At 38.1% G+C, this 24,042-nt stretch carries 25 protein-coding genes, 1 tRNA gene and 2 pseudogenes; 7 read left to right on the forward strand and 21 right to left on the reverse strand.

Annotated features, from left to right (window positions below):
* Positions 1-36: 36 nt before the first annotated feature.
* A complete protein-coding gene (locus ACPF64_RS17915) occupies positions 37-1,245 on the forward strand; it encodes a DUF1615 domain-containing protein (RefSeq protein WP_426454922.1) in 1,209 nt (402 codons plus the stop codon).
* Entirely contained in the window at positions 1,212-1,868 is a 657-nt protein-coding gene (locus ACPF64_RS17920) for an HAD-IB family hydrolase (RefSeq protein WP_209831283.1), read from the forward strand. The genes ACPF64_RS17915 and ACPF64_RS17920 overlap by 34 nt, the downstream gene beginning before the upstream one ends.
* Before the next feature lie 26 nt (positions 1,869-1,894).
* Here the strand turns inward: ACPF64_RS17920 and proB are convergent, their stop codons facing one another.
* The 8 genes from proB to uvrB all read right to left on the reverse strand — a co-directional run bounded on the left by proB (position 1,895) and on the right by uvrB (position 11,442).
* Complete coding sequence (gene proB, locus ACPF64_RS17925; RefSeq protein WP_004643640.1) at positions 1,895-3,028, reverse strand: glutamate 5-kinase; 1,134 nt, start codon at positions 3,026-3,028, stop codon at positions 1,895-1,897.
* Between the two features lie 15 nt (positions 3,029-3,043).
* Entirely contained in the window at positions 3,044-4,264 is a 1,221-nt protein-coding gene (cgtA, locus tag ACPF64_RS17930) for an Obg family GTPase CgtA (RefSeq protein WP_003650347.1), read from the reverse strand.
* A 182-nt stretch (positions 4,265-4,446) separates the two neighbouring features.
* Positions 4,447-5,121 (reverse strand): hypothetical protein, encoded by a 675-nt coding sequence (locus ACPF64_RS17935; RefSeq protein WP_348949015.1) that lies wholly within the window; start codon positions 5,119-5,121, stop codon positions 4,447-4,449.
* An 11-nt stretch (positions 5,122-5,132) separates the two neighbouring features.
* A complete protein-coding gene (locus ACPF64_RS17940; protein ID WP_004643644.1) occupies positions 5,133-5,858 on the reverse strand; it encodes a hypothetical protein in 726 nt (241 codons plus the stop codon).
* 149 nt (positions 5,859-6,007) lie between these two features.
* Positions 6,008-7,465 carry a glyceraldehyde-3-phosphate dehydrogenase gene (locus tag ACPF64_RS17945; RefSeq protein ID WP_003650341.1) on the reverse strand — a complete coding sequence of 486 codons (1,458 nt, stop codon included), beginning with the start codon at positions 7,463-7,465 and terminating at the stop codon, positions 6,008-6,010.
* Positions 7,466-7,681: 216 nt separating this feature from the next.
* Positions 7,682-8,629, reverse strand: a complete 948-nt coding sequence (gene rarD, locus ACPF64_RS17950) for an EamA family transporter RarD (RefSeq protein ID WP_080027583.1) — start codon at positions 8,627-8,629, stop codon at positions 7,682-7,684.
* A 110-nt stretch (positions 8,630-8,739) separates the two neighbouring features.
* The gene (locus ACPF64_RS17955; protein WP_004643647.1) at positions 8,740-9,327 is read right to left on the reverse strand and encodes a lipocalin family protein; all 588 of its coding nucleotides are present in this window, start codon (positions 9,325-9,327) and stop codon (positions 8,740-8,742) included.
* Between the two features lie 93 nt (positions 9,328-9,420).
* Positions 9,421-11,442, reverse strand: coding sequence for an excinuclease ABC subunit UvrB (gene uvrB / locus ACPF64_RS17960; RefSeq protein WP_005038916.1), 2,022 nt, complete (start codon positions 11,440-11,442; stop codon positions 9,421-9,423).
* A 179-nt stretch (positions 11,443-11,621) separates the two neighbouring features.
* Here uvrB and ACPF64_RS17965 point away from each other — a divergent pair, with 179 nt between their 5' ends.
* Together ACPF64_RS17965 and ACPF64_RS17970 are read left to right on the forward strand one after the other, a co-directional pair.
* Positions 11,622-12,413 carry an A1S_2505 family phage non-structural protein gene (locus ACPF64_RS17965; protein WP_426454927.1) on the forward strand — a complete coding sequence of 264 codons (792 nt, stop codon included), beginning with the start codon at positions 11,622-11,624 and terminating at the stop codon, positions 12,411-12,413.
* Between the two features lie 175 nt (positions 12,414-12,588).
* A pseudogene (locus ACPF64_RS17970) lies at positions 12,589-14,025 on the forward strand (diguanylate cyclase domain-containing protein); the annotation flags it as partial.
* Positions 14,026-14,057: 32 nt separating this feature from the next.
* Here ACPF64_RS17970 and ACPF64_RS17975 read toward each other — a convergent pair.
* A complete protein-coding gene (locus tag ACPF64_RS17975; RefSeq protein ID WP_045429644.1) occupies positions 14,058-14,237 on the reverse strand; it encodes a hypothetical protein in 180 nt (59 codons plus the stop codon).
* A gap of 207 nt (positions 14,238-14,444) precedes the next feature.
* Here ACPF64_RS17975 and ACPF64_RS17980 point away from each other — a divergent pair, with 207 nt between their 5' ends.
* Positions 14,445-15,680, forward strand: coding sequence for a pyridoxal phosphate-dependent aminotransferase (locus ACPF64_RS17980; RefSeq protein WP_426454929.1), 1,236 nt, complete (start codon positions 14,445-14,447; stop codon positions 15,678-15,680).
* Positions 15,681-15,742: 62 nt separating this feature from the next.
* Here the strand turns inward: ACPF64_RS17980 and ACPF64_RS17985 are convergent, their stop codons facing one another.
* Positions 15,743-16,144, reverse strand: coding sequence for a GFA family protein (locus tag ACPF64_RS17985; protein WP_426454931.1), 402 nt, complete (start codon positions 16,142-16,144; stop codon positions 15,743-15,745).
* Between the two features lie 186 nt (positions 16,145-16,330).
* On the opposite strand from ACPF64_RS17985, the gene ACPF64_RS17990 reads away from it, so the two are divergent.
* Positions 16,331-16,768, forward strand: coding sequence for a PaaI family thioesterase (locus tag ACPF64_RS17990; protein ID WP_426454933.1), 438 nt, complete (start codon positions 16,331-16,333; stop codon positions 16,766-16,768).
* A 15-nt stretch (positions 16,769-16,783) separates the two neighbouring features.
* On the opposite strand, the gene ACPF64_RS17995 is transcribed toward ACPF64_RS17990, so the two are convergent.
* Complete coding sequence (locus tag ACPF64_RS17995; RefSeq protein ID WP_426454935.1) at positions 16,784-17,215, reverse strand: hypothetical protein; 432 nt, start codon at positions 17,213-17,215, stop codon at positions 16,784-16,786.
* 41 nt (positions 17,216-17,256) lie between these two features.
* Positions 17,257-17,397 (reverse strand): annotated as a pseudogene (locus tag ACPF64_RS18000) (hypothetical protein); the annotation flags it as partial.
* A 52-nt stretch (positions 17,398-17,449) separates the two neighbouring features.
* On the opposite strand from ACPF64_RS18000, the gene ACPF64_RS18005 reads away from it, so the two are divergent.
* Positions 17,450-17,525: transfer RNA gene (locus ACPF64_RS18005), tRNA-Asn, on the forward strand.
* Positions 17,526-17,711: 186 nt separating this feature from the next.
* Here ACPF64_RS18005 and ACPF64_RS18010 read toward each other — a convergent pair.
* The 9 genes from ACPF64_RS18010 to lepB all read right to left on the reverse strand — a co-directional run bounded on the left by ACPF64_RS18010 (position 17,712) and on the right by lepB (position 24,024).
* Positions 17,712-18,470, reverse strand: a complete 759-nt coding sequence (locus ACPF64_RS18010; protein ID WP_267530874.1) for an SDR family oxidoreductase — start codon at positions 18,468-18,470, stop codon at positions 17,712-17,714.
* 295 nt (positions 18,471-18,765) lie between these two features.
* Positions 18,766-19,410, reverse strand: coding sequence for a tRNA-(ms[2]io[6]A)-hydroxylase (locus ACPF64_RS18015; protein ID WP_004643658.1), 645 nt, complete (start codon positions 19,408-19,410; stop codon positions 18,766-18,768).
* Positions 19,411-19,416: 6 nt separating this feature from the next.
* Positions 19,417-20,142: a pyridoxine 5'-phosphate synthase gene (gene pdxJ, locus ACPF64_RS18020; RefSeq protein WP_016137382.1), complete on the reverse strand. Its 726-nt coding sequence runs from the start codon at positions 20,140-20,142 to the stop codon at positions 19,417-19,419.
* Between the two features lie 13 nt (positions 20,143-20,155).
* Complete coding sequence (gene recO, locus ACPF64_RS18025; RefSeq protein ID WP_003650313.1) at positions 20,156-20,869, reverse strand: DNA repair protein RecO; 714 nt, start codon at positions 20,867-20,869, stop codon at positions 20,156-20,158.
* A gap of 9 nt (positions 20,870-20,878) precedes the next feature.
* Positions 20,879-21,082 carry an NF038104 family lipoprotein gene (locus ACPF64_RS18030; protein WP_004790744.1) on the reverse strand — a complete coding sequence of 68 codons (204 nt, stop codon included), beginning with the start codon at positions 21,080-21,082 and terminating at the stop codon, positions 20,879-20,881.
* A 17-nt stretch (positions 21,083-21,099) separates the two neighbouring features.
* On the reverse strand, positions 21,100-22,122 hold the full coding sequence (era, locus tag ACPF64_RS18035; protein WP_080028321.1) for a GTPase Era: 1,023 nt from the start codon (positions 22,120-22,122) through the stop codon (positions 21,100-21,102).
* An 11-nt stretch (positions 22,123-22,133) separates the two neighbouring features.
* On the reverse strand, positions 22,134-22,826 hold the full coding sequence (rnc, locus tag ACPF64_RS18040) for a ribonuclease III (RefSeq protein WP_004643662.1): 693 nt from the start codon (positions 22,824-22,826) through the stop codon (positions 22,134-22,136).
* Complete coding sequence (locus ACPF64_RS18045) at positions 22,798-23,172, reverse strand: DUF4845 domain-containing protein (RefSeq protein ID WP_004643664.1); 375 nt, start codon at positions 23,170-23,172, stop codon at positions 22,798-22,800. Before ACPF64_RS18045 ends, rnc begins: the two co-directional genes overlap by 29 nt.
* A gap of 24 nt (positions 23,173-23,196) precedes the next feature.
* Entirely contained in the window at positions 23,197-24,024 is an 828-nt protein-coding gene (gene lepB / locus ACPF64_RS18050) for a signal peptidase I (RefSeq protein ID WP_045429623.1), read from the reverse strand.
* Positions 24,025-24,042 lie beyond the last annotated feature (18 nt).

Here is a 24,042-nt window from a genome sequence, read left to right on the forward strand (position 1 = left end):
ATCGGCTCATCTTTTTATGCAGGTGCTTTCCTCGCCATGAACAAACCGTTGTCTTCCCGTTTTTTATTAAAATCATTCGGTATGGTCGCCGTGTGCATGAGTTTAGCTGCTTGTGGTGATAAAGCTTGGTGGTCAAACAATGATGAGCCTGAACTAGAAAGCCAACATATTAAACGCTTAATCCCATCACGTGTAAATGACCGTGAATCATGGGCAAAAGATATTAATGACATTATGCAAGAGCTAGATATAGCTCAAACTAAAACAAATGTATGCAGTATTATTGCTGTGGTCGATCAGGAATCAAATTTTGTAGCTGACCCATCAGTTCCGGGTCTAGGCACGAAAGCAGTTCAAGAAGTAAATACGCGTTTACAAGAAAAATTTGAAGCAAAACTGGGTCAAAAAATTGGTGGAACAGTTGCTGGTTACTTCGAAGAAGTTCTTAAAACACAGCCTTCACCAGATGACAATTATATGAGTCGGATGCGTAAAGTTAAAACCGAACGTGAACTAGACTTACTCTATCGAGAAATTTTCGATTTCATGGCGAAGCATTATCATGTCAGTGCTCTAACAGGTGCAGCCAAACTGGTCGGACAAGATATTGGTGAAAAAATGAACCCAATTACCACTTTGGGTTCTATGCAAGTTCACATTAACTACGCCAAAGCCAACAAACGCTCTAGCATGAATATCGCTGAGCTTCGTGATGACTTATATACTGAATATGGCGGTTTATATTATGGTATTCATCGTTTAATGGTTTATCCAGCAGACTATGATAAAGCCATTTATCGATTTGCAGACTATAACTCAGGTATGTATTCTAGCCGTAATGCTGCTTTTCAAAGTATGCTCAATGACTTAACCGATACAGAAATCAGTCTTGATGGTGATCTACTTCTTTACACAAAAGATGGTGATCCGCGTCCGACTCAAAGCCAGTCAGAAAAAGAACTGATTACTGTATTTGCAAAAAATAATGTATTAGTTACGCCAAGACAAATTCGTGATGATCTTAAATTAGAAAAAGAGAAAAAGTTTGAAAGTACACAAACCTATATTGCTCTGACGAAACTTTATAAAGCGAAGACAGGTAAAGAACCTATCTATGCAATTATGCCGCAAGTTACTATTTCTGGGCCAAAATTAAGTCGTGACTATAATACCAACTGGTTTGCAACCCGAGTAAACGGACGATATGAAACATGTATGCAAAGAGCGAAACGAATAAGACTATAAAAAGTCTCGCCCTGTTCGATTTTGATGGAACCTTGTGCAGTAAAGACAGTTTTACAGGGTTCATCTTTTATGCTTTATCTAAGCGACACATTGTTAAACAAGGCTTGAAAATTCTGCCATGGATTCAAGCCTACTATCTTAACTTTTATCCAGCCCATGCAATGCGTGCCAAGTTATTTCGCAGCATGTTCAAAGATACCTCCGCAATTGAACTACAAAGATTAGGTGAAGAATACGCACAAGAGCTAGTCTCTACCCTCTCACCTGAACTTTTCGCACAGTTACAACACCACCAGTTACGTGGTGATCGGGTGGTACTGGTTTCTGCTTCAATCGATGTCTACCTTGCCCCACTGTGCAAGTTACTAAATATCGAATTAATTTGTACTGAAACTCAAATTAAAAATGGCATGGTGACGGGTTATTACTCCACCCCAGATTGTAGTAGTGAACAAAAGAAATTAAGAGTACATCAACAATATACGCTACAGCATTATCATCAAATTTATGCTTACGGTAATAGCTCGGAAGACCTAGACATGTTGAGTCTCGCCACACATCCGTACATGGTGGGTGAAGATCGCGTTCTACCTCGTTTAACGCCAGAAAAAAAGCTCGCATAAAGCGAGCTTTTTTATTTAAACATAACTTAATAAATTGCCATATGATCACGATGAATCATTTCAAGTGAACGGGCTTCACCAAGCACTTGATAAACCTTATCAGAGGCTAAGCCTTTAATAATCTCAGCAGATCGCGAGCTAAAATTCACTCGACCCACTGCAATACGTTTACCTTGTTTATCGACACATTCAACCACATCACCACGATCAAAATGTCCTTCAACAGTTTTAACCCCAACAGGGAGTAAACTGCGATGTTTCAATTTAATCGCTTCAATAGCACCATCATCAATTACAAGACGGCCTGCTGTCTGTAAATGAGCAGCGAGCCACTGTTGATGAGCAGTCATACGGTCTTTATCTGTAGTAAACAACGTACCTAGCATTTCACCCGACATCGCACGTGATAAGACATTATCACTTTCACCGCTTGCGATGAGCGTTGGACAACCCGACTTAGCAGCTAAACGTGCGGCACGAACCTTAGTCACCATACCACCTCTGCCAAGCACACCGCCACCGCCAGCCATTTCGAATAAAACATCGTCCATGGCACGAACAGTAGAGAGTAGTTTAGCATCAGGGTTATGACGTGGATCTGAGTCAAACATACCCTGCTGATCCGTTAAAATGATCAGCAATTCTGCATGAACCTGTCCTGCAACCATCGCAGCTAGAGTATCGTTATCACCAAAACGGATCTCATCGGTAGATACCGTATCATTTTCATTAATGACCGGAATCACACGCCAATCAATCAAGTTTTGTAAAGCATCACATGAGTTTAAATAACGACGGCGGTCCGCCAGATCATCATGTGTCAGTAAAACCTGAGCAGTACGAATACCATGTTCTTCGAGCACACTAGACCAAGTATGAATTAAACCCATCTGCCCAATCGCAGCACAGGCTTGTAGACTGGGTAGATCGGTGGGTCGACTCGCAAGCTTCATACGAACCATACCTTCAGCCACTGCTCCAGAAGACACTAAAATAATTTCGTGTCCGGCATTGTGTAGATCTGCAATCTGTTTCGCCCAATGCGAAATAGCATCCAAATCTAAACCTTGCCCATTGGCTGTGAGTAAAGATGATCCGATTTTAACAACGATTCGTTTACACTCACTGAGCTGACGTTGCCCATCGACCACTTCTATCATGTTTTCCTCGGTTTTCTAGTCACGAACGTAGACGCTTTCTACATCATTGTCGTCTTCATCATCGTCAAAATCATCATCATCGCCTAACATGCCTTCAAGACGTTGTGCTCGACGCATAGCGCGATATGCTTCTTTTGCCGCAATGGTTTGTTCACGTGTTTCAACTTCTAGTTGTTCACGGAAAGCTTTTACTTCTGCTGCATATTCAGGATCTTCAACTTCGCGTTCACGTTGTTGTTCAAGCTGATCCATGAGGTAATAGACAACCTCTTTCGTTCCTTCACTTAATAAGCCCGATGTCTTAAAGACAGGTCCAGTCCACTCTAGTTCATCTAGAATATGCTGACACCACTCTTCACGACTTTCTTCAGCAATCTGATCAAGTTTATTCAGTACTAAAACAACTGGTAGTTTAGCCAAAGTAGGTGAAAACTTAACTAACTCGTTCATAATTGCTTTTGCATTATGCGCCGGATCTGAACCATCAATTGGCTGCACATCAATAATGTGTAAAAGGATACGCGTACGTGCCAGATGTTTAAGGAAACGAATTCCCAAACCTGCACCTTCTGCTGCACCTTCAATCAACCCAGGAATATCGGCCATTACAAATGAACGATGACGGTCAGCATCTACTACACCTAGATTTGGAACCATGGTTGTAAATGGATAGTCTGCCACTTTTGGTTTTGCAGCACTTACAGCACGAATAAAGGTTGATTTACCAGCATTTGGCATGCCCAATAAACCAACATCTGCCAATACTTTTAATTCAAGGCGAATTTCACGAAATTCACCTTTTATACCAGTCGTACATTTACGCGGAGCACGGTTAGTTGATGATTTAAAATGAGTATTCCCCAAACCACCGTCACCACCACCTGCAACCAGAATTCTTTGGCCATCTTCAACCAAATCGCCAATAATATCGCCTGAATCTGTATCAACAATTGTTGTACCAACAGGTACTTTTAAAACCACATCTTCACCACCACGTCCGGTACAGTTAGCGCCTGCACCATTCTTTCCGCGCTCAGCACGGAACTTACGTGTGTAACGGTAATCGACTAGCGTACTCGTATCATCATCAGCTTGAATATAGATACTTCCACCACGTCCGCCATCACCACCATCTGGGCCACCAAATGGTACAAATTTTTCACGGCGAAAACTGGCTACGCCATTGCCACCGTCGCCAGCCTCTACGGTAATGACTGCTTCATCAACAAAGCGCATCTGCCAATCCTCTAAAAACTCTAAAACCGCTTATTCTGCCATATTTTCATAAAATTCTCGAATATAAAATGGGACAATTCCTATTTATAACGATCTGTTTTTATATTTAAGTCATCAGAAGCATTTTAGATCCACAAATACAGCCTAAATTGAAAATAAAATGCAGGATGACTATTTAATTTTTAAGGATGAACATTCCGTAGAGGTAAGGTCATTTGCATATCAAGATTTGCTTTTGTTTTTGGAACCGAATTATACATAATGGCGTTAAATGAAGAGACATTCCCCATTTCCATAGGATCATTCACTTGTAGACTTGGTTTAAACTGATGTTTAACTGATAAATTTACTGGCTCATCAAATTCAAAATAAACAGGACCATCAAAAACAATTTTAATCGGAATGGTATAACTACGCTTTAACTGAAAAGGCACATCTAACTTTATGGGAATATCAAGTTTAAGTGGGAATTTAGGTAACAACTTATTTTGATAGATCAAGTCTGTAGTTGTTTCAAGAGGCATGACCTGATCAATTTTTAGATTCGTTGTGTAATCAACATTTACTGTAACAGGCGTCTCTATAGCAAAACTGATATCTGCTAAATATTTCCCTTTCAGCGGTAAAGTCAGTTGGCGGTCTATATCCAATGTTGTATCAAGTTTACCAATAGATTGAACTTGCAAAGTGTTACCAACTTGAATCTTTGTTTCTAAAGAGTCAGGTAAACTAATATCTGCGTTATGAGCCGAAACCACTACATTTGCCTGAATATTGAGATATACCCAAAACATAACAGCGGCAAGTATCATCATTAAAATGAAACTGATGAGCATACTCTTGAGTGAACGAAACATTACCATCCACCCTATTGATCAGCTGTCGTCTGCGAAGTTTCTGAACCTAATACCCGATTTAATCGCATACTGGACAGAGGAATTTTTAACTCACCATTTGCAATCTTCACAGGTAAAGTATTTTTCACATCAACCGAAGCATTTAGTGCTGTTTTAACTGGGACACTCAAATTGCCCTCAATTGGAATATTTGTATCTAATCTTGCTTTTAGAGGAATATGTAAATTTTCTTTTAATACTGTCCGCACTGGCGCATCAAATTTCAAATGAACCTTTTGCTCAAGCGGAACATTAATATCAATCGGAACATCAAGTTTTAATGGAATTGATCCCTTTAACGGTAAGGTAATATCACGCCCCAAAACTCTGACTTGAACCTTCGTATCAATTGGTAAATTTTGCTCAACTTTTAATACTTCTTTGACAGGAATTGTTGTGCTAATGGGCACCATATTATCGAAATAAACACGTGGAGTTAACGTTTGTGTTAATGGAATATTTAATTGCTCATCAATTGGAATACTGGCATTTACCCGTCCTTTTACATCCACATTTAAAGCATCTTGTACTTTAACTTTAACCTGTAGGGGTTCTTGCAAGTCAATAGCAACTGCCTGATTCTTCAGTGGAATATAAATATTAAAATGCTTAAACACCCATATTGCAATGAGTACACCACATAAATTGGCAATAATGATGAATATAAAAACGACCAACAAACGTTTAAACTGCGACAATTCCAATCCCTTACTATTTTCTTTTTTTCCTTAATTCATATTCTCATTTATTTACAAAAAATAGTCAGCATATATTTTGTACGGTTGTAAAAAAACCCAGCCTAAACTGGGTCTTTTTGTGAAAATCTTTTATAGATCGTTAAATGATCTTAAGCATTCAATTCTGCTGGGATTTTTTTGTAGCTTACGCCGCACATTTGTTCAGCGATACGTAATACCTGACAGCTATAACCTACTTCGTTATCGTACCAAACATAAGCAGTTAAACGGTTACCAGAAGTAATCGTTGCTTGCGCATCATATACACCAGCAGTACGAGAACCGATAAAGTCACTCGATACAACTTCAGTCGAGTTGGTATAACCAATTTGACCTTGAAGGCTAGAGTTAATTGAAATTTGACGAATGTATTCGTTCACTTCTTCACGATCAATTTCTTTATCAAGCGTCAAGTTCAAGATAGCAAGAGATACGTTTGGTGTAGGAACACGTACAGAGTTACCAGTTAATTTACCTTTTAATGCAGGTAATGCTTTAGCAACTGCTTTAGCTGCACCAGTTTCTGTAATTACCATGTTTAAAGTAGCAGCACGACCACGACGATCTGCTTTATGGTAGTTATCAATCAAGTTCTGGTCATTTGTAAATGAGTGAACGGTTTCAACATGACCATTAAGAACTTTATATTTGTCATCCAATACTTTAAGAATTGGAGTAATTGCATTTGTTGTACAACTTGCAGCAGAGATGATTTTGTCTTCATCTAAAATGTCTGTGTTGTTTACGCCAAATACAACGTTTTTCATTTCGCCTTTACTTGGTGCAGTCAATACAACACGTGCAACGCCTGGACATTTCAAGTGTTGGCTTAGACCTTCAGCATCACGCCATTTACCAGTATTGTCGATTAAAAGTGCATTTGAAATACCGTATTCAGTATAGTCAACTTCACTTGGGCTAGACGCATAAATCACTTTAATGAAGTTACCATTAGCAATGATTGCTTCGTTTTCTTCATCAACAGCAATTGTGCCAGCGAAAGTACCGTGAATAGAGTCACGACGAAGTAAAGAAGCACGTTTTGCTAAATCGCCATCAGAAGATTTACGCACAACAATTGCTTTAAGGCTTAGACCACGACCTAGACCTGATTGGCTAATAATTAAACGAGCCAAGATACGGCCAATACGACCAAAACCATAAAGAACGACATCTTTAGGTTGTTCAGAAGTTGCGCTACCTTTGATTGACTCAACTGCTTGAGCAACAAAAGCATCAACATCACCGCCTTTTTCTTTATATTCAACAGCAAGTTTACCGATATCAACTTCTGCAGAACCAATATTTTCAAGCTTAGCTAAAGCTTCTAAAATTGGGAATGTATTTACAACAGAAAGCTCAACGTCTACAACACGTGTACGGCGGTGAGTTTTCAAAATTTGGATAACAGAACGGTTAATTAAAGAGCGACCGTAAACAGATACGACAATATTTTTTTCACGGTATAATTGTCCGATTAATGCAATCATACGTTCCGCGATTTCTTCACGGTTTTTCCAACGGCCTTGGTGTTCAGCATGCAGGGCGATGATAGTGTCTTTGCTCACAGATACGTCCTCTAATTAATTATATCTAGGCGTGATTTTTTAAACCCCGTAATTGTAATGGAATTATTGGCAAGAATGAATCAAAAGCTGACGTTAGTGATTAGATTTTCCTAAAATTCATCATAAATTCATAAAATACCTATAATTATTTTTTATTATTTTATTGTTTAAAGCAGCTAAATTTTTGCTTTTTCTTACTTTTTAGATTCTGCTCCTCTAATCAAACTCATCATTTTTTAATCTTTTTTGATATTTCGCGATGTTGAGCTGCAAATTTTTGGCTTTTTGACGTTGCTGATAAAGGTGAACTGCACCTTCTAAAACGAGTACAAATACTGCGCACCAAATCGGAATATAAGTGAACCATTCTTCTTGGCCAATACTCTCCCCTAAAACTAAAGAAGCGAGAGCAAGTAATACAGGTTCTAAATATCCTAAAAGTCCAAACACGACTAATGGTAAAAAGCGACTTGCCAGAATATAACTTCCTAAACCAATAGCACTTAAAATTCCAAGCCCAACAATGACCAAAGCAAGACTCGGTTGGTCTATAAATTTGCTATAAGGGAGTAAACCTGTATGGGTCAAATAAATCGCAATCGGTAGAATAATAACTAAGTCCCACCAAAAACCGCCTAAATTGTCTGTTTTAATGGTCTTACGTAATAAAAAGTAGGCAGAATAACCAACTGCAACTAGTGCAGTTTCCCAAGCAATACTTCCTAAACGCCAGATCTCATGGCCCACTCCAATGACTGCAAGAATAATTGCGACCCATTGAAATTTTGATATTTTTTCGCCATACAGCACACTTCCAGCCAAGACAAGAACAAGCGGCAATAGAAAATACCCTAAAGATACTTGTAGGCCTCGACCATGCATTGGCCCCCATAAAAACAGCCAAAGTTGTACTGAAGTTAAAATGGAGGTTGTGATTAATAACAATAATAAAGATGGCTTTGCCAAAATACGTTGGTAGATATTTTTTATATATCCTAAATCACCGCTCCACCACATAAACAAAGTGAGAACTGGTAATGTTGCAATAATCCGCCATCCAAAAGTCTGTTCACTATCAAGCTGACTTAACAACTGAGTATAAAAATAAAGTACACCAAAAGTGATAGATGCCATGACAGACAAGCTCACGCCCTTAAACATCATCACCCTCTTATACTTTAGTAAAAACAGCTCACCACAATACTTGATTTATCCACTATAAAAAAGAAAAAACCATGTAAAAACATGGTTTTTTATTAATCAGACATCTACAGCTATTCTTTATGTTCTGTGCGAATAATATCGCGAATATCAAAACCTAATGTTTTTGCATAATTTAGATATTCATCAACCACTTCTTGTTCAGGATGAGGTGTTCTTGATAACACCCAAAGATATTTACGAGAAGGTTCTCCTACTAAAACAGTTTGATAGTCTTCATCTATTTTTAAAATCCAGTAATCTCCACGAATGACTGGAATCCATCTCACAGCTTCAGGTAAGAAACTCACCTTCAATTTCGTGTTGTATGGCGGATTTACGACAAAGGCTTCACCAATAGATTGCTGTAATTGTTTTCTATTGTCATAACAGCGATTATCTACAACCACATTTCCATTTTCATTTAAGGTGTAAGTTGCAGATACGTTGTAAGCACATTTTTTTTGAAAAAAAGCAGGCTTACGGGCGACCTCATACCAGACACCTAAATATCGGTCCAGTTCAACTTTATAAACGGTTTGCAAAGGTTTCGGCTGAGCATAGACATACGTTCCAACAGCTAAACCAGCCAAAACAACACCGCCCAACGCAATTTTAGCCAAACGCCAACTGGCTTGCGGAACATTATTTCGAAATGCCATTGTTGCCCTCAACGATTAGTTGTGAATACAAAAGAACTCAAACATCTACAGTAGCTTGTTTTTTAAACACATTATGTAGCGTTATGTATTCGTTTATTGCAACATTTGCGCTTTTAATCGAATGATTTCATCACGTATCCGCGCTGCTTGCTCGAACTGTAAATCTTTCGAGGCCTTTAACATATCTTTTTCAAGCTTAGTAATATGCTTACTAAACAGTTTAGGATCTGAAAGAATATGTCTTTCATCGGCACTCAATGCTTGTGCTTGTTCAAGTACTTTTTCATCAATCTCATCGTCTGAAAGTACCTCACCCGAGTCAATTTCTTTGACAACTTGACGAACAGCACTACGTGGCGTAATACCATGCAGCTCATTAAATTCAATTTGTTTGGCTCTACGGCGATCAGTCTCGTCTATTGCTTTTTGCATAGAATCGGTAATTCGGTCAGCATATAAAATTGCTTTACCTTTCACATTACGCGCAGCACGACCAATCGTCTGAATGAGTGAACGTTCCGAACGTAGAAAGCCCTCTTTATCTGCATCTAAAATAGCAACCAAAGAAACTTCCGGCATATCCAGACCTTCACGCAACAGGTTAATACCGACTAAAACATCAAATACACCTGTACGTAGTTCATGAATAATTTTGACACGTTCAACTGTATCAATATCTGAGTGGAGATAAGCGACCTTAACGCCATATTCTTTTAAATAAGAAGTCAGGTCTTCTGCCATACGCTTTGTTAAAGTGGTAATTAATACCCGTTCATTCAAGTTCTTACGAATATTAATTTCAGAAAGAACATCATCTACTTGGGTTAAGACAGGACGAATCTCAATTTCAGGGTCGATTAGACCTGTTGGACGTACCACTTGTTCAACGATTTGATCTGACTTTTCTAATTCATATTTAGCAGGTGTTGCACTTACAAAAATGGTCGTCGGTACAATACGCTCCCACTCTTCAAATTTCATTGGACGGTTATCAAGCGCACTTGGCAAACGGAACCCATAATTCACTAAGTTTTCTTTACGTGACCGGTCACCTTTATACATCGCTCCAATTTGCGGAACGGTAACGTGTGATTCGTCAATAATGAGCAAAGCATCTTCTGGAATATAGTCGAATAAAGTCGGCGGTGCTTCACCAGACGGACGTCCTGACAAATGACGCGAATAGTTTTCGATACCATTGGTATAACCCAACTGTTGCATCATTTCCAGATCGTAACGTGTCCGTTGCTCAATACGTTGTGCTTCCAGCAATTTGTCATGTTCACGGAAGAATTTGAGCTGATCTTGTAATTCATCTTTAATTGTATCGATAGCACGGGTCAAATGATCTTTTGGTGTTACATAGTGGCTTTTCGGATAAATCGTTATCCGAGAAACTTTACGAACCATTTTACCAGTTAGCGGGTCAAACCAACGGATTGAATCGACTTCATCATCAAATAGTTCAATACGAATCGCATGTTGATCAGATTCCGCTGGGAAAATATCAATAATTTCGCCGCGAATGCGATAAGTACCACGTAAAAATTCAAGTTCATTACGCGTATATTGCATTTCAACCAATCGGCGGATGATTTCATCGCGGCTTACTCGATCGCCCTCAACCACATGCAGCAACATTTGCATATAAGCATTCGGGTCACCCAAACCATAAATTGCAGAAACCGATGCCACAATAATTGCATCACGACGTTCTAATAAAGCTCGTGTTGCTGATAAGCGCATCTGGTCAATGTGATCATTAATGGCTGAATCTTTTTCAATAAACGTATCCGAAGATGGAACGTAAGCTTCTGGTTGGTAGTAATCGTAATAACTTACAAAATATTCAACCGCATTATTGGGGAAGAAAGATTTAAACTCACCATAAAGCTGGGCAGCTAAAGTTTTGTTGTGGGCCATCACAATTGTAGGTCGCTGTGTTTGGGCGATCACATTTGCCATGGTATAGGTCTTACCTGAGCCCGTTACCCCTAGCAATAACTGATTACGAAAACCATGCTCGATACCATTGACCAGCTTTTCAATTGCCTGTGGCTGATCACCTGCTGGCTGATAATGAGTGACCAAATCGAAAGGTTGATTTTCGTTCAAAGTTATCTCTCTTTATGAAAAATTGAATTTAACGTCTCCCCCATTAATGGGGATTTTTATCTTAATTTAAAGTGCAAATTGAGTTGGAAATTCAATGTAAAAGATTAAGCATCTTAACACTTGACCAATACCATAATCAGTTGCAACATGAAGCTATCCATTAAATAAAAAGCATAACCATGACCTATCAATATCATGATGAAAGTATTGTAACCGAACTTCCCGAAGATACAGTTTTTGTGTTTGGAAGTAACCTTGCTGGACAGCACGGTAGCGGTGCAGCACGCGTTGCCAGTCAACACTTCGGAGCAGTTGAAGGTGTAGGTCGCGGCTGGGCTGGTCAAAGCTTTGCAATTCCCACCTTAAATGAACATATTCAACAAATGCCTCTTTCACAAATTGAGCACTATGTTGAAGATTTTAAGATATATGCAAAAAATCATCCTAAAATGAAATATTTTGTCACGGCTTTAGGTTGTGGCATCGCAGGTTATAAAGTTTCTGAAATTGCACCACTATTTAAAGATATTCATCACAACGTTATCTTTCCAGAATCTTTTAAACCTTATGTTGAAGATAATGCAGTTTCTGAATTTCCGACATTAACCCAAAAGATGGTGAAAAGTTTCATTAATGATGAAGTAATTTTTTACTTCAATCATGGAAGTGAATCTTTTGAAGAAGCCTTAGATAAAACAGATTTATCGGCTGCTGAAAAAGCGATTGCTCTTATTGTTTTAAATGAAGAGCTATACCCTCGAGATCGTTATGGCCGAGGTCGTGATCATGAGCTTAGCGATATTTTAGGTAAGCTGAATGGTAAAATTTTTGACCTGCACGGCAACTCTGAGGGTGCTATGATTTTTGTAAGTGCTGTGGTTGCACTCATGGAACTTTACGATTTTGACGAGCAAGACTTTATCAAACTCTGGCGTGGTGAAAAGAATATTGACCACCCTATTAATCGTTAATTTTTCTTATAAATCTATGAGCTAAGCAGATAATATCTGCTTTCTCATTATTTTATTTTTACTTACATTTAATCTTTATATTTTTAATTATTCTAATAGATTTAAGTTCTTTAGCTTCCCAAATCCTAATTTTTCTCATTATACTTTAAGGCAAACTGAATACTTAAAGAAACATATGGAAACTTTAGATTCTTCAATTTTTGACCTTAGTCCAATTCCAATGTGGATTGAGGATTTCAGTGAAGTTAAACGACAATTTGATTTATGGAGAAATCAAGGTATTGAAAACCTCCATGAATTTTTAAGTAAAAATAAAAACTTAATCAGTGAATGTGCACATAAAATTAAAATCATTCGTGTTAATCAAAAAACATTAGAACTTTTTGAAGCCAAAACTCACGAAGAGCTATATTCGAATTTAAATCTTATTTTTAAAAAAGAAATGTTCGAATCCCATATTTTTGAGCTTGAAGAACTATGGAATGGTAAAACTCACTTTTCAAGTACGACTGTAAATTACACCTTATCAGGCAAACGTATTGATGTTCAGCTAAGAGGTTCTATTTTACCCGGCTCTGAATCGACCTTTGAGCGTGTATTAATTACCACCGAAGACATTACGCCCTATCAAAATGCACTTCGTGAGGAAGCAAAAAATCGTCGATTAGCTGAGTCTATGTTTATCTATTCACCCACCTCTCTTTGGGTCGAAGATTTCAGTCGTATAAAAAATAGAATTGATCAACTCAGGTTATTAGGTATTGAAGATTTTAGAACTTTTCTAGATGTCCATCCTGAGTTTGTCCGTCAGTGTGTAGAAGATATTCTGATTTTAGATGTTAATCAGGCAACTCTTGATTTATTTAAGGCTCCCGATAAGTCGACACTTTTAAGAAATACACATAAAATTTTTGCTGAAGAGATGATTGAAACCTTTCGGGAACAACTCATCGAATTATGGCAAGGTAATATTCATCATAAGCGTGAAGCGATTAACTATGCCTTAGATGGGCAAATAAGAAATGTATTGCTTCAATTTACCGTTTTTCCGGGTTATGAAGACACTTGGGGACTGGTACAGGTTGCACTTACCGATATTACGGCGCGAAAAAAAGCGGAAAACTATCTTGAATATTTGGGGCAACACGATGTCCTGACCAAACTATATAATCGCGCTTTTTTTACAGAAGAGCTTAACCGTTTAAACCGAAGCATTATTCGACCTGTTTCTTCAATTTTCTTAGATATGAATGGATTAAAAGAAACAAATGATCAGTTTGGTCATGATATTGGGGATGGCTTATTGCGCCGCGTCGGAAATATTTTAAGTCAGGCTATTTTAAATACAGCATATACGGCTTCTAGAATAGGTGGCGATGAATTCGTGATTTTAATGCCGGGGGCAGATGAGGCGAATGTTCTAATTATGCTTCAAACCATTCAAGAGCTTTTTAATATCGACAATCAATATTATTCAAGCCACCCAATTAGCATTGCAATTGGACATGCAACAACTCAAGCAAATGAACAAATTGAGGACATGTTGAAGCGAGCTGACCATCACATGTACCAAAAGAAAAAAAGCTATTATCAGGAAATTTTATTTAATCAATAAAAAAACAGGCATATTGCCTGTTTTCGAGATTAGCGTTTTCCCATAGAACGACGAGTACCACGCGGAGGCATCCACGTTCTATCTGCGTATTGCTCTGGTTTTGGACGCACTTGGTTGTGTACCGCGTCGTCGGCTGCATTGCTATCATTCGGCATTGGGAATGGCAATTTCACCAAAGCCTTTTTCTGTTTTGGCTGTTGCTCAGTCATGATTCATTCTCGAAATTTCGATTGCGACCTATTATAAATGATTTTCTCATTTCTTTCTAAAAAAGCTTCAATTGAATAAATATTGCTTAAGATGATTACTAAACTAAACTTTTTTACATCTGAAAAGGTTCACATCCGCAAATTACTTAATTTTTGCGATAAGATAGTATGCTTTTTATTTTTTAATCCCATAAGAGGAATATTGCCGTGGACGTACGTCTTTCTGATCGTGTCAATGCCATCAAACCGTCCCCTACACTTGCTGTAACCAACAAAGCTGCTGAACTTAAAGCTGCTGGCAAGAATGTGATTGGTTTAGGTGCTGGCGAACCAGACTTTGATACCCCGCAACACATCAAAGATGCTGCAATTGAAGCGATTAATAATGGTTTCACCAAATATACGGCTGTAGATGGTACTTCTGGATTAAAAAAAGCAATTATTGCTAAATTTAAACGCGATAATAATCTTGATTATCAAGCAAATCAGATTTTGGTTTCATGTGGTGGTAAGCAAAGCTTCTTTAACTTGGCACTTGCTCTATTAAACAAAGGCGATGAAGTTATCATTCCAGCACCTTTCTGGGTAAGCTATCCAGATATGGTCATTATTGCTGAAGGTACTCCAGTCATTGTGAAATGTGGTGAAGACCAACGTTTCAAAATTACTCCTGAACAATTAGAAGCGGCTATTACTCCTAACACTCGTTTAGTTGTATTAAACAGCCCATCTAACCCGACAGGTATGATCTATAGCAAAGCTGAATTAGAAGCTTTAGCTGAAGTATTACGTCGCCATCCACAAGTGTTTGTTGCATCTGACGATATGTATGAACCAATTCGTTGGGAAGATGAGTTCTACAACATCGCAACTGTTGCTCCAGATTTATATGATCGTACGATTGTTTTAAATGGTGTTTCTAAAGCATATGCGATGACAGGTTGGCGTATTGGCTATGCAGCCGGCCCAGCAAAAATCATTGGCGCAATGAAAAAAATCCAGTCTCAATCAACGTCAAACCCAACTTCTATTTCACAAGTTGCTGCTGAAGCTGCATTGAATGGTCCTCAAAACGTACTTCAACCAATGATTAAAGCGTTCAAACGTCGTCATGACTTAGTCGTAAACGGCTTGAATGAAATCAAAGGGATTTCTTGCTTGCCTGCTGATGGTGCTTTCTATGCCTATGCAAACATTCGCCCTCTTATTCGTGCAAAAGGCTTAAAATCTTGCACAGAATTCTCTGAATGGTTACTAGAAGAAACAGGCGTAGCAGTAGTACCTGGTGATGCATTTGGTTTAGGCGGTTTTATGCGTATTTCATATGCAACAGCTGACGAAGTACTTGTTGATGCGTTAGCACGTATCAAAAAAGCTGCTGACTCAATTGAAGGTGTAGATGCTGCTATCGCTTCAATCGAAGCTGAAAAAGCTGCGAAATAATCTGTAAAAATTAAAAGGGTCTCAAAATTGAGGCCCTTTTTTATAATTAAAATTATTATAGGTTAAAATAACGCGGCGACCTGCGCCTCAGTCAATTTCTTTGTATCATTTTGAAAAGTATAAAAATCGGGTTTTGAATCAATAAAAATTTCCATATCCAAATTCAAATCTTCTACTGGCTCATTTAAAGAAAATGCATTGATATTGCAGTAACTTTGATCTTTCGTTCTCCAAAAAATTGTTGTTCCACAAGCATTACAAAAACCTCGTTCTCCCCATTCAGAAGAGTTAAAAATACTCAGATGCTTTTGCTGAATAAACTTTAAACTATCTTTGACCACATCAATTGTCATAATGACACCACTAGTTTGTCGGCGGCACATCGAACAATGGCAAACATGCACATCATGATTTTTTAGCTCTACCTCAAATGTAGTCTTACCACATAAACATTGACCGTTCATTATTATTTCCCATTGATAAGTTTTATATTTTTAATTTCATAAAATATTCTGTCTAATTAAAATTTACAAGTTTGTAAACTATAACTGAACTTATCACTTCATTTTTCTAACTTGACAATAGTACTTTTACATCATAATTTAAAATTAAGTTCCATTTAAGAACTTATAAAATTAAAGGACTCAAAAATGAAAAATCCCATGGAAATGACTGGTCTTGAATTTTTACAAGCGATGATTGATGGCCATATTCCAGCAGCAAGTATTAGTAAAACCATACCTATGCAACCTACTGAAATTTCAGAAGGTTCTGTTACTTTTAAAGCGCAAGCAGATCATAATCATCTAAATCCGCTAGGGGGCGTACATGGTGGTTTTGCGGCTACAGTTTTAGACTCTGTGACTGGCTGTGCAGTTCATACGATGTTACCTGCTGGTGTAGGTTACGGAACAATCGATCTTAACGTAAAAATGTGCCGCCCTATTCCAAAGAACCATCCTTTAATTGCAACAGGTAAAATCATTAACATAAGTAAAAACTTAGGAATTTCCGAAGGAAAGATTATTGATGAAGAAGGTAAACTTTATGCCTATGCAACAGCAACCTGCATGATTATTCGTTCATAGTCATAAAAGGCAGCCTTAAACCGCTGCCTTTTTTATTGAGTAATCTGGATTATCTGGACGATCACAAGTTTGCGCCACTATATAAGGTGCCCAAATATTTTTAAGTTGAAGTTCTATAACTTCTTGATGTTCAGTAGACCAAGCTAGAACTTTATTTTTGCCCAACAGTAACTCCCCTTCTAATTGAAAAATATATAAGGGTTTAGAGGGATTTAATAGTTTTGAACTTTTTAAAACTTTTAGTGAACTATGCACATTCCATTTAGAACTGAACCAAAGCTGCAATAAATCACCTAAGTACAAGTCCTGCTTTTTAAAAGGATAAGCATCAATCGACGCACCCTCTACAGGTGTATAATAAGATTCTGGTCGACTTAAGATATTGAGATAATTGCGTTGATAAAAATCAAAATTAGAAAAAATAGAGGCAATAGTAAGTGTTTTCATACTTATCTCCGATTTAGCCATTTTAGTGCTGGCAAGTTGGTTTAAATCCACACTGTTTGAATTTCTTCAAACGCTTGTTCTTGTTTAAATCTAGCAATTGAATTTTTAAAGCGCAAGTAATTTCTCAGCTCACCGCTCAACTGGTCAAATAAAAAGCATACAACACAAAAATGAAGGAAACATGGCGATTTTCACTTGACCCTTCTCAAAATCTCCTTATAATCGCATGCAGATTCTCCCATAGCTCAGTCGGTAGAGCGACGGACTGTTAATCCGCAGGTCCCTGGTTCGAGCCCAGGTGGGAGAGCCAAATACTAAAAAGCCCGCAGCATTAAAGCGGGCTTTTTTTTGCCATAAATTTACCCATAACTATAAAAAATCCCCTGTGACGGCATAGAGGATTTAATGATTAATCTACTAGTTTCATTCAATGACCCAATCTAAATCTAAAAGAAATATCACCTTCAATCCTCTTCTTAGATCATTTTTAAACTCATTATTCCACTTCAACAACTTTTAAGGGATTAAAGGACTGAGAGGTTGGCATCATCTCAATACGGTTAATATTAATATGTGGAGGCTGTGATGCGACCCACGCTACCGTATTTGCAATATCTTCAGGCAAGATTGGGTTCTTTTTATCATACAAACTATTTACCTTATCCTGATCGCCCTTGAAACGCACCAAAGAAAATTCTGTACCACCACAAAGACCTGGCTCAATATTAGTCACTCGGATGCCAGTACCTGACAGATCAGCTCGAAGATTTAAACTAAATTGCTCCACAAATGCTTTGGTTGCACCATAAACATTACCACCCGGATATGGGTATGTACCTGCAATTGATCCCATATTGATGATTAAACCGGACTTTTTCTTCACCATATTCGGTAAAATTAGCCGCGTAACGGTAATCAACCCTTTAATATTGGTATCTACCATGGTGTACCAATCATCCAAATCTGATTTATCTGCTGGCTCTAGGCCTAATGCTAATCCAGCATTGTTAACCAATAAATCAATTTGACTAATTTGAAATTCGGCTGGTAAATCAACCAATGCTTTATTTATATTTTCCACCGTATCTGTCATATCAAATACGAGTGGATAGAATTTTTCACCGAGCTCTTGTTGTAATTCTTTTAGCTTTTCTGCCCGTCTTCCACAGCCAATAACTTTATAACCTAAATCAATCAGTTTTTTTGAAATACTATAACCAAAACCCGCAGAAGCGCCTGTAACTAATGCTAACATTCTTATATCCTTAAAATATTCGACTACTTTAGTTGAACCGATTATGAACAAACCTATCTTTATATTTACATAATATTCGTTATTACTTTAAAAAATAAAAGAATTTTATAAAAAATTTGATTATGGATAACAATATTTAAGGAAATTAATTATATAAATATGACTTATGAAAACTGTACAAGAATCAATACAGCATATCCCAAATTAAAATAGCTTATAAAAACAATTAAAAATTAAAGGGTTAAAATAAAAAGTTTACCTAGAAAGATAAACTTTTTATTTACAATTTTTTTGATTATGCAGGTACACCGCTGTGAAAGCGGAAGGTATCGTCAGGCGTTAAAATCAGGTTCTTTTCAACCTCACGAATATGCTCAATGCGCTGCTGAATATCCTCTTTAGGATTTTTCATTTTTGCAGTGTTTGCAACATCAAGTGCAAGTGCCAAATAGTCTTCAAAATGACGAGACTCTGACTTAAGCAAATAGCGATAGTAGCGTCCTAACTCTTCATCTACACGTGGGGCAAGTGCATGAAAACGTTCGCATGAGCGCGCCTCAACAAAAGCACCTACCACAAGTACATCAATTAAAGCTTCTGGCTCATAAGTACGAATCTCTTTACGCAACCCACCTGCATAGCGCCCTGCACTTAAGCCATCCCATTTCTGACCACGCTTGGCCATTAGCTCAAGCACCTGTTCATAATGGAGCATTTCTTCCCGTACCAGTTGTGCAAGCTTCACTTGCAAATCAGGGAAAAAGCTATAGCGGAACATTAAGTTCATTGCTGTACTAGCTGCTTTTTTTTCGCAGTTAGCATGATCTTGCATCAAGATATCTAAATTATTGATCGCTTCATCTAACCATGCCTTTGGCGTTTGACATCCTAAAAAGGCCAAGACAGGTTGCATTAACTCATCGTAATTGATACTCGACATAACCAATTATCCTGCCACCTGAATTGCTGCTTTCATATCTTTGACAGCTTGAACAAGACCTACAAAAATGCTATCCGCAATAATTGAGTGTCCAATGTTTAATTCATGAATTTGTGAGATAGCAGCAATTGGAGCAATATTTTTAAGGTTAAGGCCATGACCCGCATTTACTACCAAACCTTTTGAAGCTGCGTATTCAACACCTTTAATAATACGCGCCAACTCAGCCTGTTGATCTTGCTCCGTTGCCGCATCTGCATATGCACCCGTGTGCAACTCAATCGTAGGTGCGCCACATGCAACTGCTGCATCAATTTGAGCTAGATCAGCATCAATAAATAATGATACGTCACAGCCAATAGCAGCTAAAGTCTGAGTTGCAGCTTTAACTTTTTCAAAGTTACCTACTACATCCAAACCACCTTCAGTTGTTACTTCTTGGCGTCTTTCAGGAACGAAGCATACATGCTGTGGCTGAATTTCTTTCGCAAACTCGACCATTTCATCAGTAACAGCCAACTCTAGATTCATGCGTGTTTTTAGTAATGGTCGCATACGACGTACGTCATCATCCTGAATATGGCGACGATCTTCACGCAAATGCAAGGTAATCCCCTCTGCACCAGCTTGTTCACAAATGAGAGCAGCTTCTACAGGGTCTGGGTAAGTAGTACCGCGCGCCTGTCTTAAAGTAGCAACATGGTCTATGTTTACACCAAGCAATGCAGCCATAAATAAATCCTAATTACGATTGAGTTTGAGTATTTTGAATCCACAACTGTCGACTTTTTAGGGGACGATCTCCTAAAAGCGATGTAATCATTTGGCGGTATAGTTTACCTAATAATTGCAGTTGTTCGTGAGAAAAATCCTGTCCTTGCTCATAATCCACCATAGACAAAATCGCTTTTCCTGACAAAGATGAACGACTCGCCTGCGCAACAGGAGCAAAACCTTCGGTCACTTGAAATTGATAAAACTGATGAGATTGAATCGGCTGCTGCTGAGTATCAATTGAGAAATCAAGCGCGTACCCTAGTTCAGGCAGAAGCACATGTTCGAACTGGCGTAATATCTGTCTTAAAAAAAGATCGGGCTGATCATTAGAAGCGAGCTGCTGTAACTGCAATAGAGTTAACTGATATTGCTCAAAAGATTGAGGCATTGCCTCTTCTAGTGGACATAGCCGAAGAATGATTTCACTTAAATAAAATCCGGCAAAAAAGGCGTCACCAAAAAAGAAAACAGGCTGATTTAATATTTCTAACTTAGTAAAGTTCTTCAGCTCACTTTTACCAGTTGCTTGTAATCGGATAGGTTGATACTGAGGGGGCGGAGTCTGTCTTAAAATACCATCGACTCGCCCATACTCCTGAGTAAAAAGATGCACAATATGACTTTTTTCACGGTACTTACGGTGATGAATCATATATCCATGGAGGACTTCATTGCGCATCATAAAAAGAAACTATTCCTCAGATTCTTTTTCTTTTTTGTCATCCTCATCATCACCGTCAGGAATTACCGCCCCTACAACAGCCGCTGTACCTTTAACAACACCTTTTGTAGTTTTATAAGCGATACCTACTGGTACGGTTACAAGCTTATATACACAACCTTGTAACATCAATGTACATCCAATTATAGCGACCAATGATGTAATTGTTTTCATACCAGTATCCTTATCCTTTAGATATCACTATACCCTAAGCTTTTTAAGGCACGCTCATCATCAGACCAGCCACCCTTCACTTTTACCCAAAGTGTGAGCATAATTTTTTGCTCAAACATTTTTTCCATGTCTTTTCGAGCGTCCATACCGATTGTTTTAAGCTTGGCACCTTTTTCACCAATCACAATCGCTTTCTGGCCCGCACGATCTACAAAAATCGTTGCATCAATATAGGTACAAGCTGGTTTTAAACGCCCAGTTTTCTCATTAACAGCAGCCTCTTCCGTTTTGAAAGATTCAATTTGTACTGTTAAATCATAAGGTAGTTCTTCACCTAACTGACGCATGATTTTTTCACGAATAATTTCGCTAGCTAAAAAGCGTTCAGAACGGTCAGTAATCTGATCAAATGAATACAAAGGCGCTTGATAAGGAAGATACTTCTCAATCGTTTCACTCAAGTGTTCCAGATTTGCTCCGCGTAATGCAGATACAGGAACAATCTCGGCAAAATTCATAAGCTTGGCACGCTCTTGAATTAAAGGAAGAATATCTCTTTTATCTTCAAAAGTATCAGCCTTGTTAATCACCAAAATAACTGGCATTTCAGCATTCTTGAGTTTTTCAAGCACTAAGTCATCATTTGGGGTCCACTTATAAGCATCAATAACAAATAAGACCAAATTGACATCACGTAATGCAGAATGCGCTGCACGGTTCATCATTTTATTAATAGCGCGCACTTCTTTTTTATGCATACCTGGGGTATCTACATATACCGCCTGCATTTTTTCACGCGAATCAATACCAATAATTTTATGACGTGTTGTTTGAGGTTTACGCGAAGTAATCGAGAGCTTTTGACCTAATAAATGGTTCATGAGGGTAGATTTACCCACATTTGGACGTCCTACAATCGCCACAAATCCGCTCTTAAAATCCGAAGGAATTGTTACGCCTTTGGAACTAAAAAATTGATCAATCAGATTATTAGGATCTTGGTTATCATTTGAATCTGGATTGATTTGATCAGAATGCATCGACATGCAGGTTATTGCTCCAATAACTTTAAAATTTCCGCCGCTGCTGCCTGCTCGGCAAAACGACGACTTGAACCCTCACCATAAATCTTTGATAAACCATCTATCAAACATTCAACTTTAAAGTGCTGGTGAGGTGCATCACCCTGAATATCTACAACCTCGTAAACAGGGAGAGGTTTTTTACGTGCTTGTAGATACTCTTGTAAACGTGATTTCGGGTCTTTAAGTTGATCTGTAGGTTCAATATGGTCTAAATAGGGTACATACCATTTTAGCACAATATCTGTAAGTAAGTTGAGATCACCACTATCAATATAAATTGCACCAATAATCGCTTCTACCGTGTCAGCTAATATTGACTCACGATGATGACCACCAGATTTCAATTCACCCGTACTTAATATTAAACACCGACTAAGTTGCAAATCGGTTGCAATCTTACCTAAAGCTTCCTGACGAACTAAAGTCGCTCGCATACGTGTTAGACGACCTTCGTTTTCATTTGGATAGGCATGATATAGATAATTAGCAACAATCATGCCTAATAATGAATCGCCTAAAAACTCCAAGCGCTCGTAATTGTATTTATGACTCACCGAACGATGAGTCAAAGCTAACTGTAACAACTCAAGCTGCTTGAATTGATATCCGATGCGACTCAATAAGCGAGGATCACTTAGTTTGAACTGATGTTTTATCAAAACTCTTCTCAAATGTTAAAACTAAATCAATATTTGATAAGAAAGGTTTTCTTACTTCATATTTCTTTTTGACTGTCAGACCAGACTGATTAAACACTTGCGCAATCTCTTTAAAGTGGAGATCACGAATATTGTTCATTTCCAGTCGCTGATCCATTTGCGTCACAAACTTCTGTGGTGTGATCTCAGAAGAGCTTTCTTGTAAAAGCTCTTCTATTTGATTATTAATCAATCGATCATCCCAATATGCTGGCCAAACTGCAAGTACAGCTTTTACTGCAACTGCAAATATAACCACCCCAAATAAAATTGCTAAATACGAAGTACCTTGTTGTGCCTTACGCATTTCTTTTTTTCCTAATGGTTGTTTTTAATCTATTTTTCCATTTCGGCCAAAGTTAGGAAGATGTAAACCCGGTTCTTTATGCATCCAGACATAGAATGCTCGCCCTGTTAAATTTTCTTCAGGAACGAAGCCCCAGAAACGACTGTCTGCACTTTGATCACGGTTATCTCCCATTGCAAAGTAATGTCCTTTTGGAACAGTCACTTCCCAATATAAACCGTCTTGGTTTGCATATTTACCATTTTCAACATAGTTGATAAACGGTGCTTGACGTGCCACATTTACGCCTTCAAGCTCACGCATCGTAAAGGTGTGCGTACCAATCGTCTCTTTATGATAAATAGACGTTGGGGTATCTAACACATCTTTTTCACGACTAAACTGTGTTGATACTTTCGGTACTTTTTGTCCGTTAATAATCAATTGTCCATGATCATAAACAAGATGATCACCTGGCAAACCGATTACACGTTTAATATAACTAATGGTAGGTTGAGGTGGATAACGGAACACAATCACATCACCACGCTTTGGTTCGCCCACATCAATAATCTTCTTATTGACGATAGGTAAACGCACACCATAATCAAATTTATTAACCAGAATAAAATCACCAGTTTCTAGGGTAGGTACCATAGAGTCTGATGGAATATTAAATGGTTCATAAAGAAATGAACGAAGTACAAGTACTACAGCTAAAACTGGCCAAAAGTCATAGGCCCATGTAATAACAAAATTTTCGTTCCCGCGCCCTTTATTTGCACGCTGTTTGAATACAAATTTATCTAACAACCACACTGCAAATAGAATCAGCGTAACTGGAACAAGAATTAAATTAAAATCAAAATCCACACGACCTCACTCGCAGCC

The sequence above is a fragment of the Acinetobacter sp. KB005 genome, assembly GCF_049949095.1.
In the GTDB taxonomy this organism is placed as follows: domain Bacteria; phylum Pseudomonadota; class Gammaproteobacteria; order Pseudomonadales; family Moraxellaceae; genus Acinetobacter; species Acinetobacter calcoaceticus.

Excerpts from the sequence above, each read along its gene's own strand:
- ACPF64_RS17915 (WP_426454922.1), top strand. The coding sequence starts at position 37 with ATGAACAAACCGTTGTCTTCCCGTTTTTTATTAAAATCATTCGGTATG.
- ACPF64_RS17920 (WP_209831283.1), top strand. The coding sequence starts at position 1,212 with ATGTATGCAAAGAGCGAAACGAATAAGACTATAAAAAGTCTCGCCCTG.
- proB (WP_004643640.1), bottom strand. The coding sequence starts at position 3,028 with ATGATAGAAGTGGTCGATGGGCAACGTCAGCTCAGTGAGTGTAAACGA.
- cgtA (WP_003650347.1), bottom strand. The coding sequence starts at position 4,264 with ATGCGCTTTGTTGATGAAGCAGTCATTACCGTAGAGGCTGGCGACGGT.
- ACPF64_RS17935 (WP_348949015.1), bottom strand. The coding sequence starts at position 5,121 with ATGTTTCGTTCACTCAAGAGTATGCTCATCAGTTTCATTTTAATGATG.
- rarD (WP_080027583.1), bottom strand. The coding sequence starts at position 8,629 with ATGATGTTTAAGGGCGTGAGCTTGTCTGTCATGGCATCTATCACTTTT.
- ACPF64_RS17955 (WP_004643647.1), bottom strand. The coding sequence starts at position 9,327 with ATGGCATTTCGAAATAATGTTCCGCAAGCCAGTTGGCGTTTGGCTAAA.
- ACPF64_RS17965 (WP_426454927.1), top strand. The coding sequence starts at position 11,622 with ATGACCTATCAATATCATGATGAAAGTATTGTAACCGAACTTCCCGAA.
- ACPF64_RS17975 (WP_045429644.1), bottom strand. The coding sequence starts at position 14,237 with ATGACTGAGCAACAGCCAAAACAGAAAAAGGCTTTGGTGAAATTGCCA.
- ACPF64_RS17985 (WP_426454931.1), bottom strand. The coding sequence starts at position 16,144 with ATGAACGGTCAATGTTTATGTGGTAAGACTACATTTGAGGTAGAGCTA.
- ACPF64_RS17990 (WP_426454933.1), top strand. The coding sequence starts at position 16,331 with ATGAAAAATCCCATGGAAATGACTGGTCTTGAATTTTTACAAGCGATG.
- ACPF64_RS17995 (WP_426454935.1), bottom strand. The coding sequence starts at position 17,215 with ATGAAAACACTTACTATTGCCTCTATTTTTTCTAATTTTGATTTTTAT.
- ACPF64_RS18010 (WP_267530874.1), bottom strand. The coding sequence starts at position 18,470 with ATGTTAGCATTAGTTACAGGCGCTTCTGCGGGTTTTGGTTATAGTATT.
- ACPF64_RS18015 (WP_004643658.1), bottom strand. The coding sequence starts at position 19,410 with ATGTCGAGTATCAATTACGATGAGTTAATGCAACCTGTCTTGGCCTTT.
- pdxJ (WP_016137382.1), bottom strand. The coding sequence starts at position 20,142 with ATGGCTGCATTGCTTGGTGTAAACATAGACCATGTTGCTACTTTAAGA.
- recO (WP_003650313.1), bottom strand. The coding sequence starts at position 20,869 with ATGATGCGCAATGAAGTCCTCCATGGATATATGATTCATCACCGTAAG.
- ACPF64_RS18030 (WP_004790744.1), bottom strand. The coding sequence starts at position 21,082 with ATGAAAACAATTACATCATTGGTCGCTATAATTGGATGTACATTGATG.
- era (WP_080028321.1), bottom strand. The coding sequence starts at position 22,122 with ATGCATTCTGATCAAATCAATCCAGATTCAAATGATAACCAAGATCCT.
- ACPF64_RS18045 (WP_004643664.1), bottom strand. The coding sequence starts at position 23,172 with ATGCGTAAGGCACAACAAGGTACTTCGTATTTAGCAATTTTATTTGGG.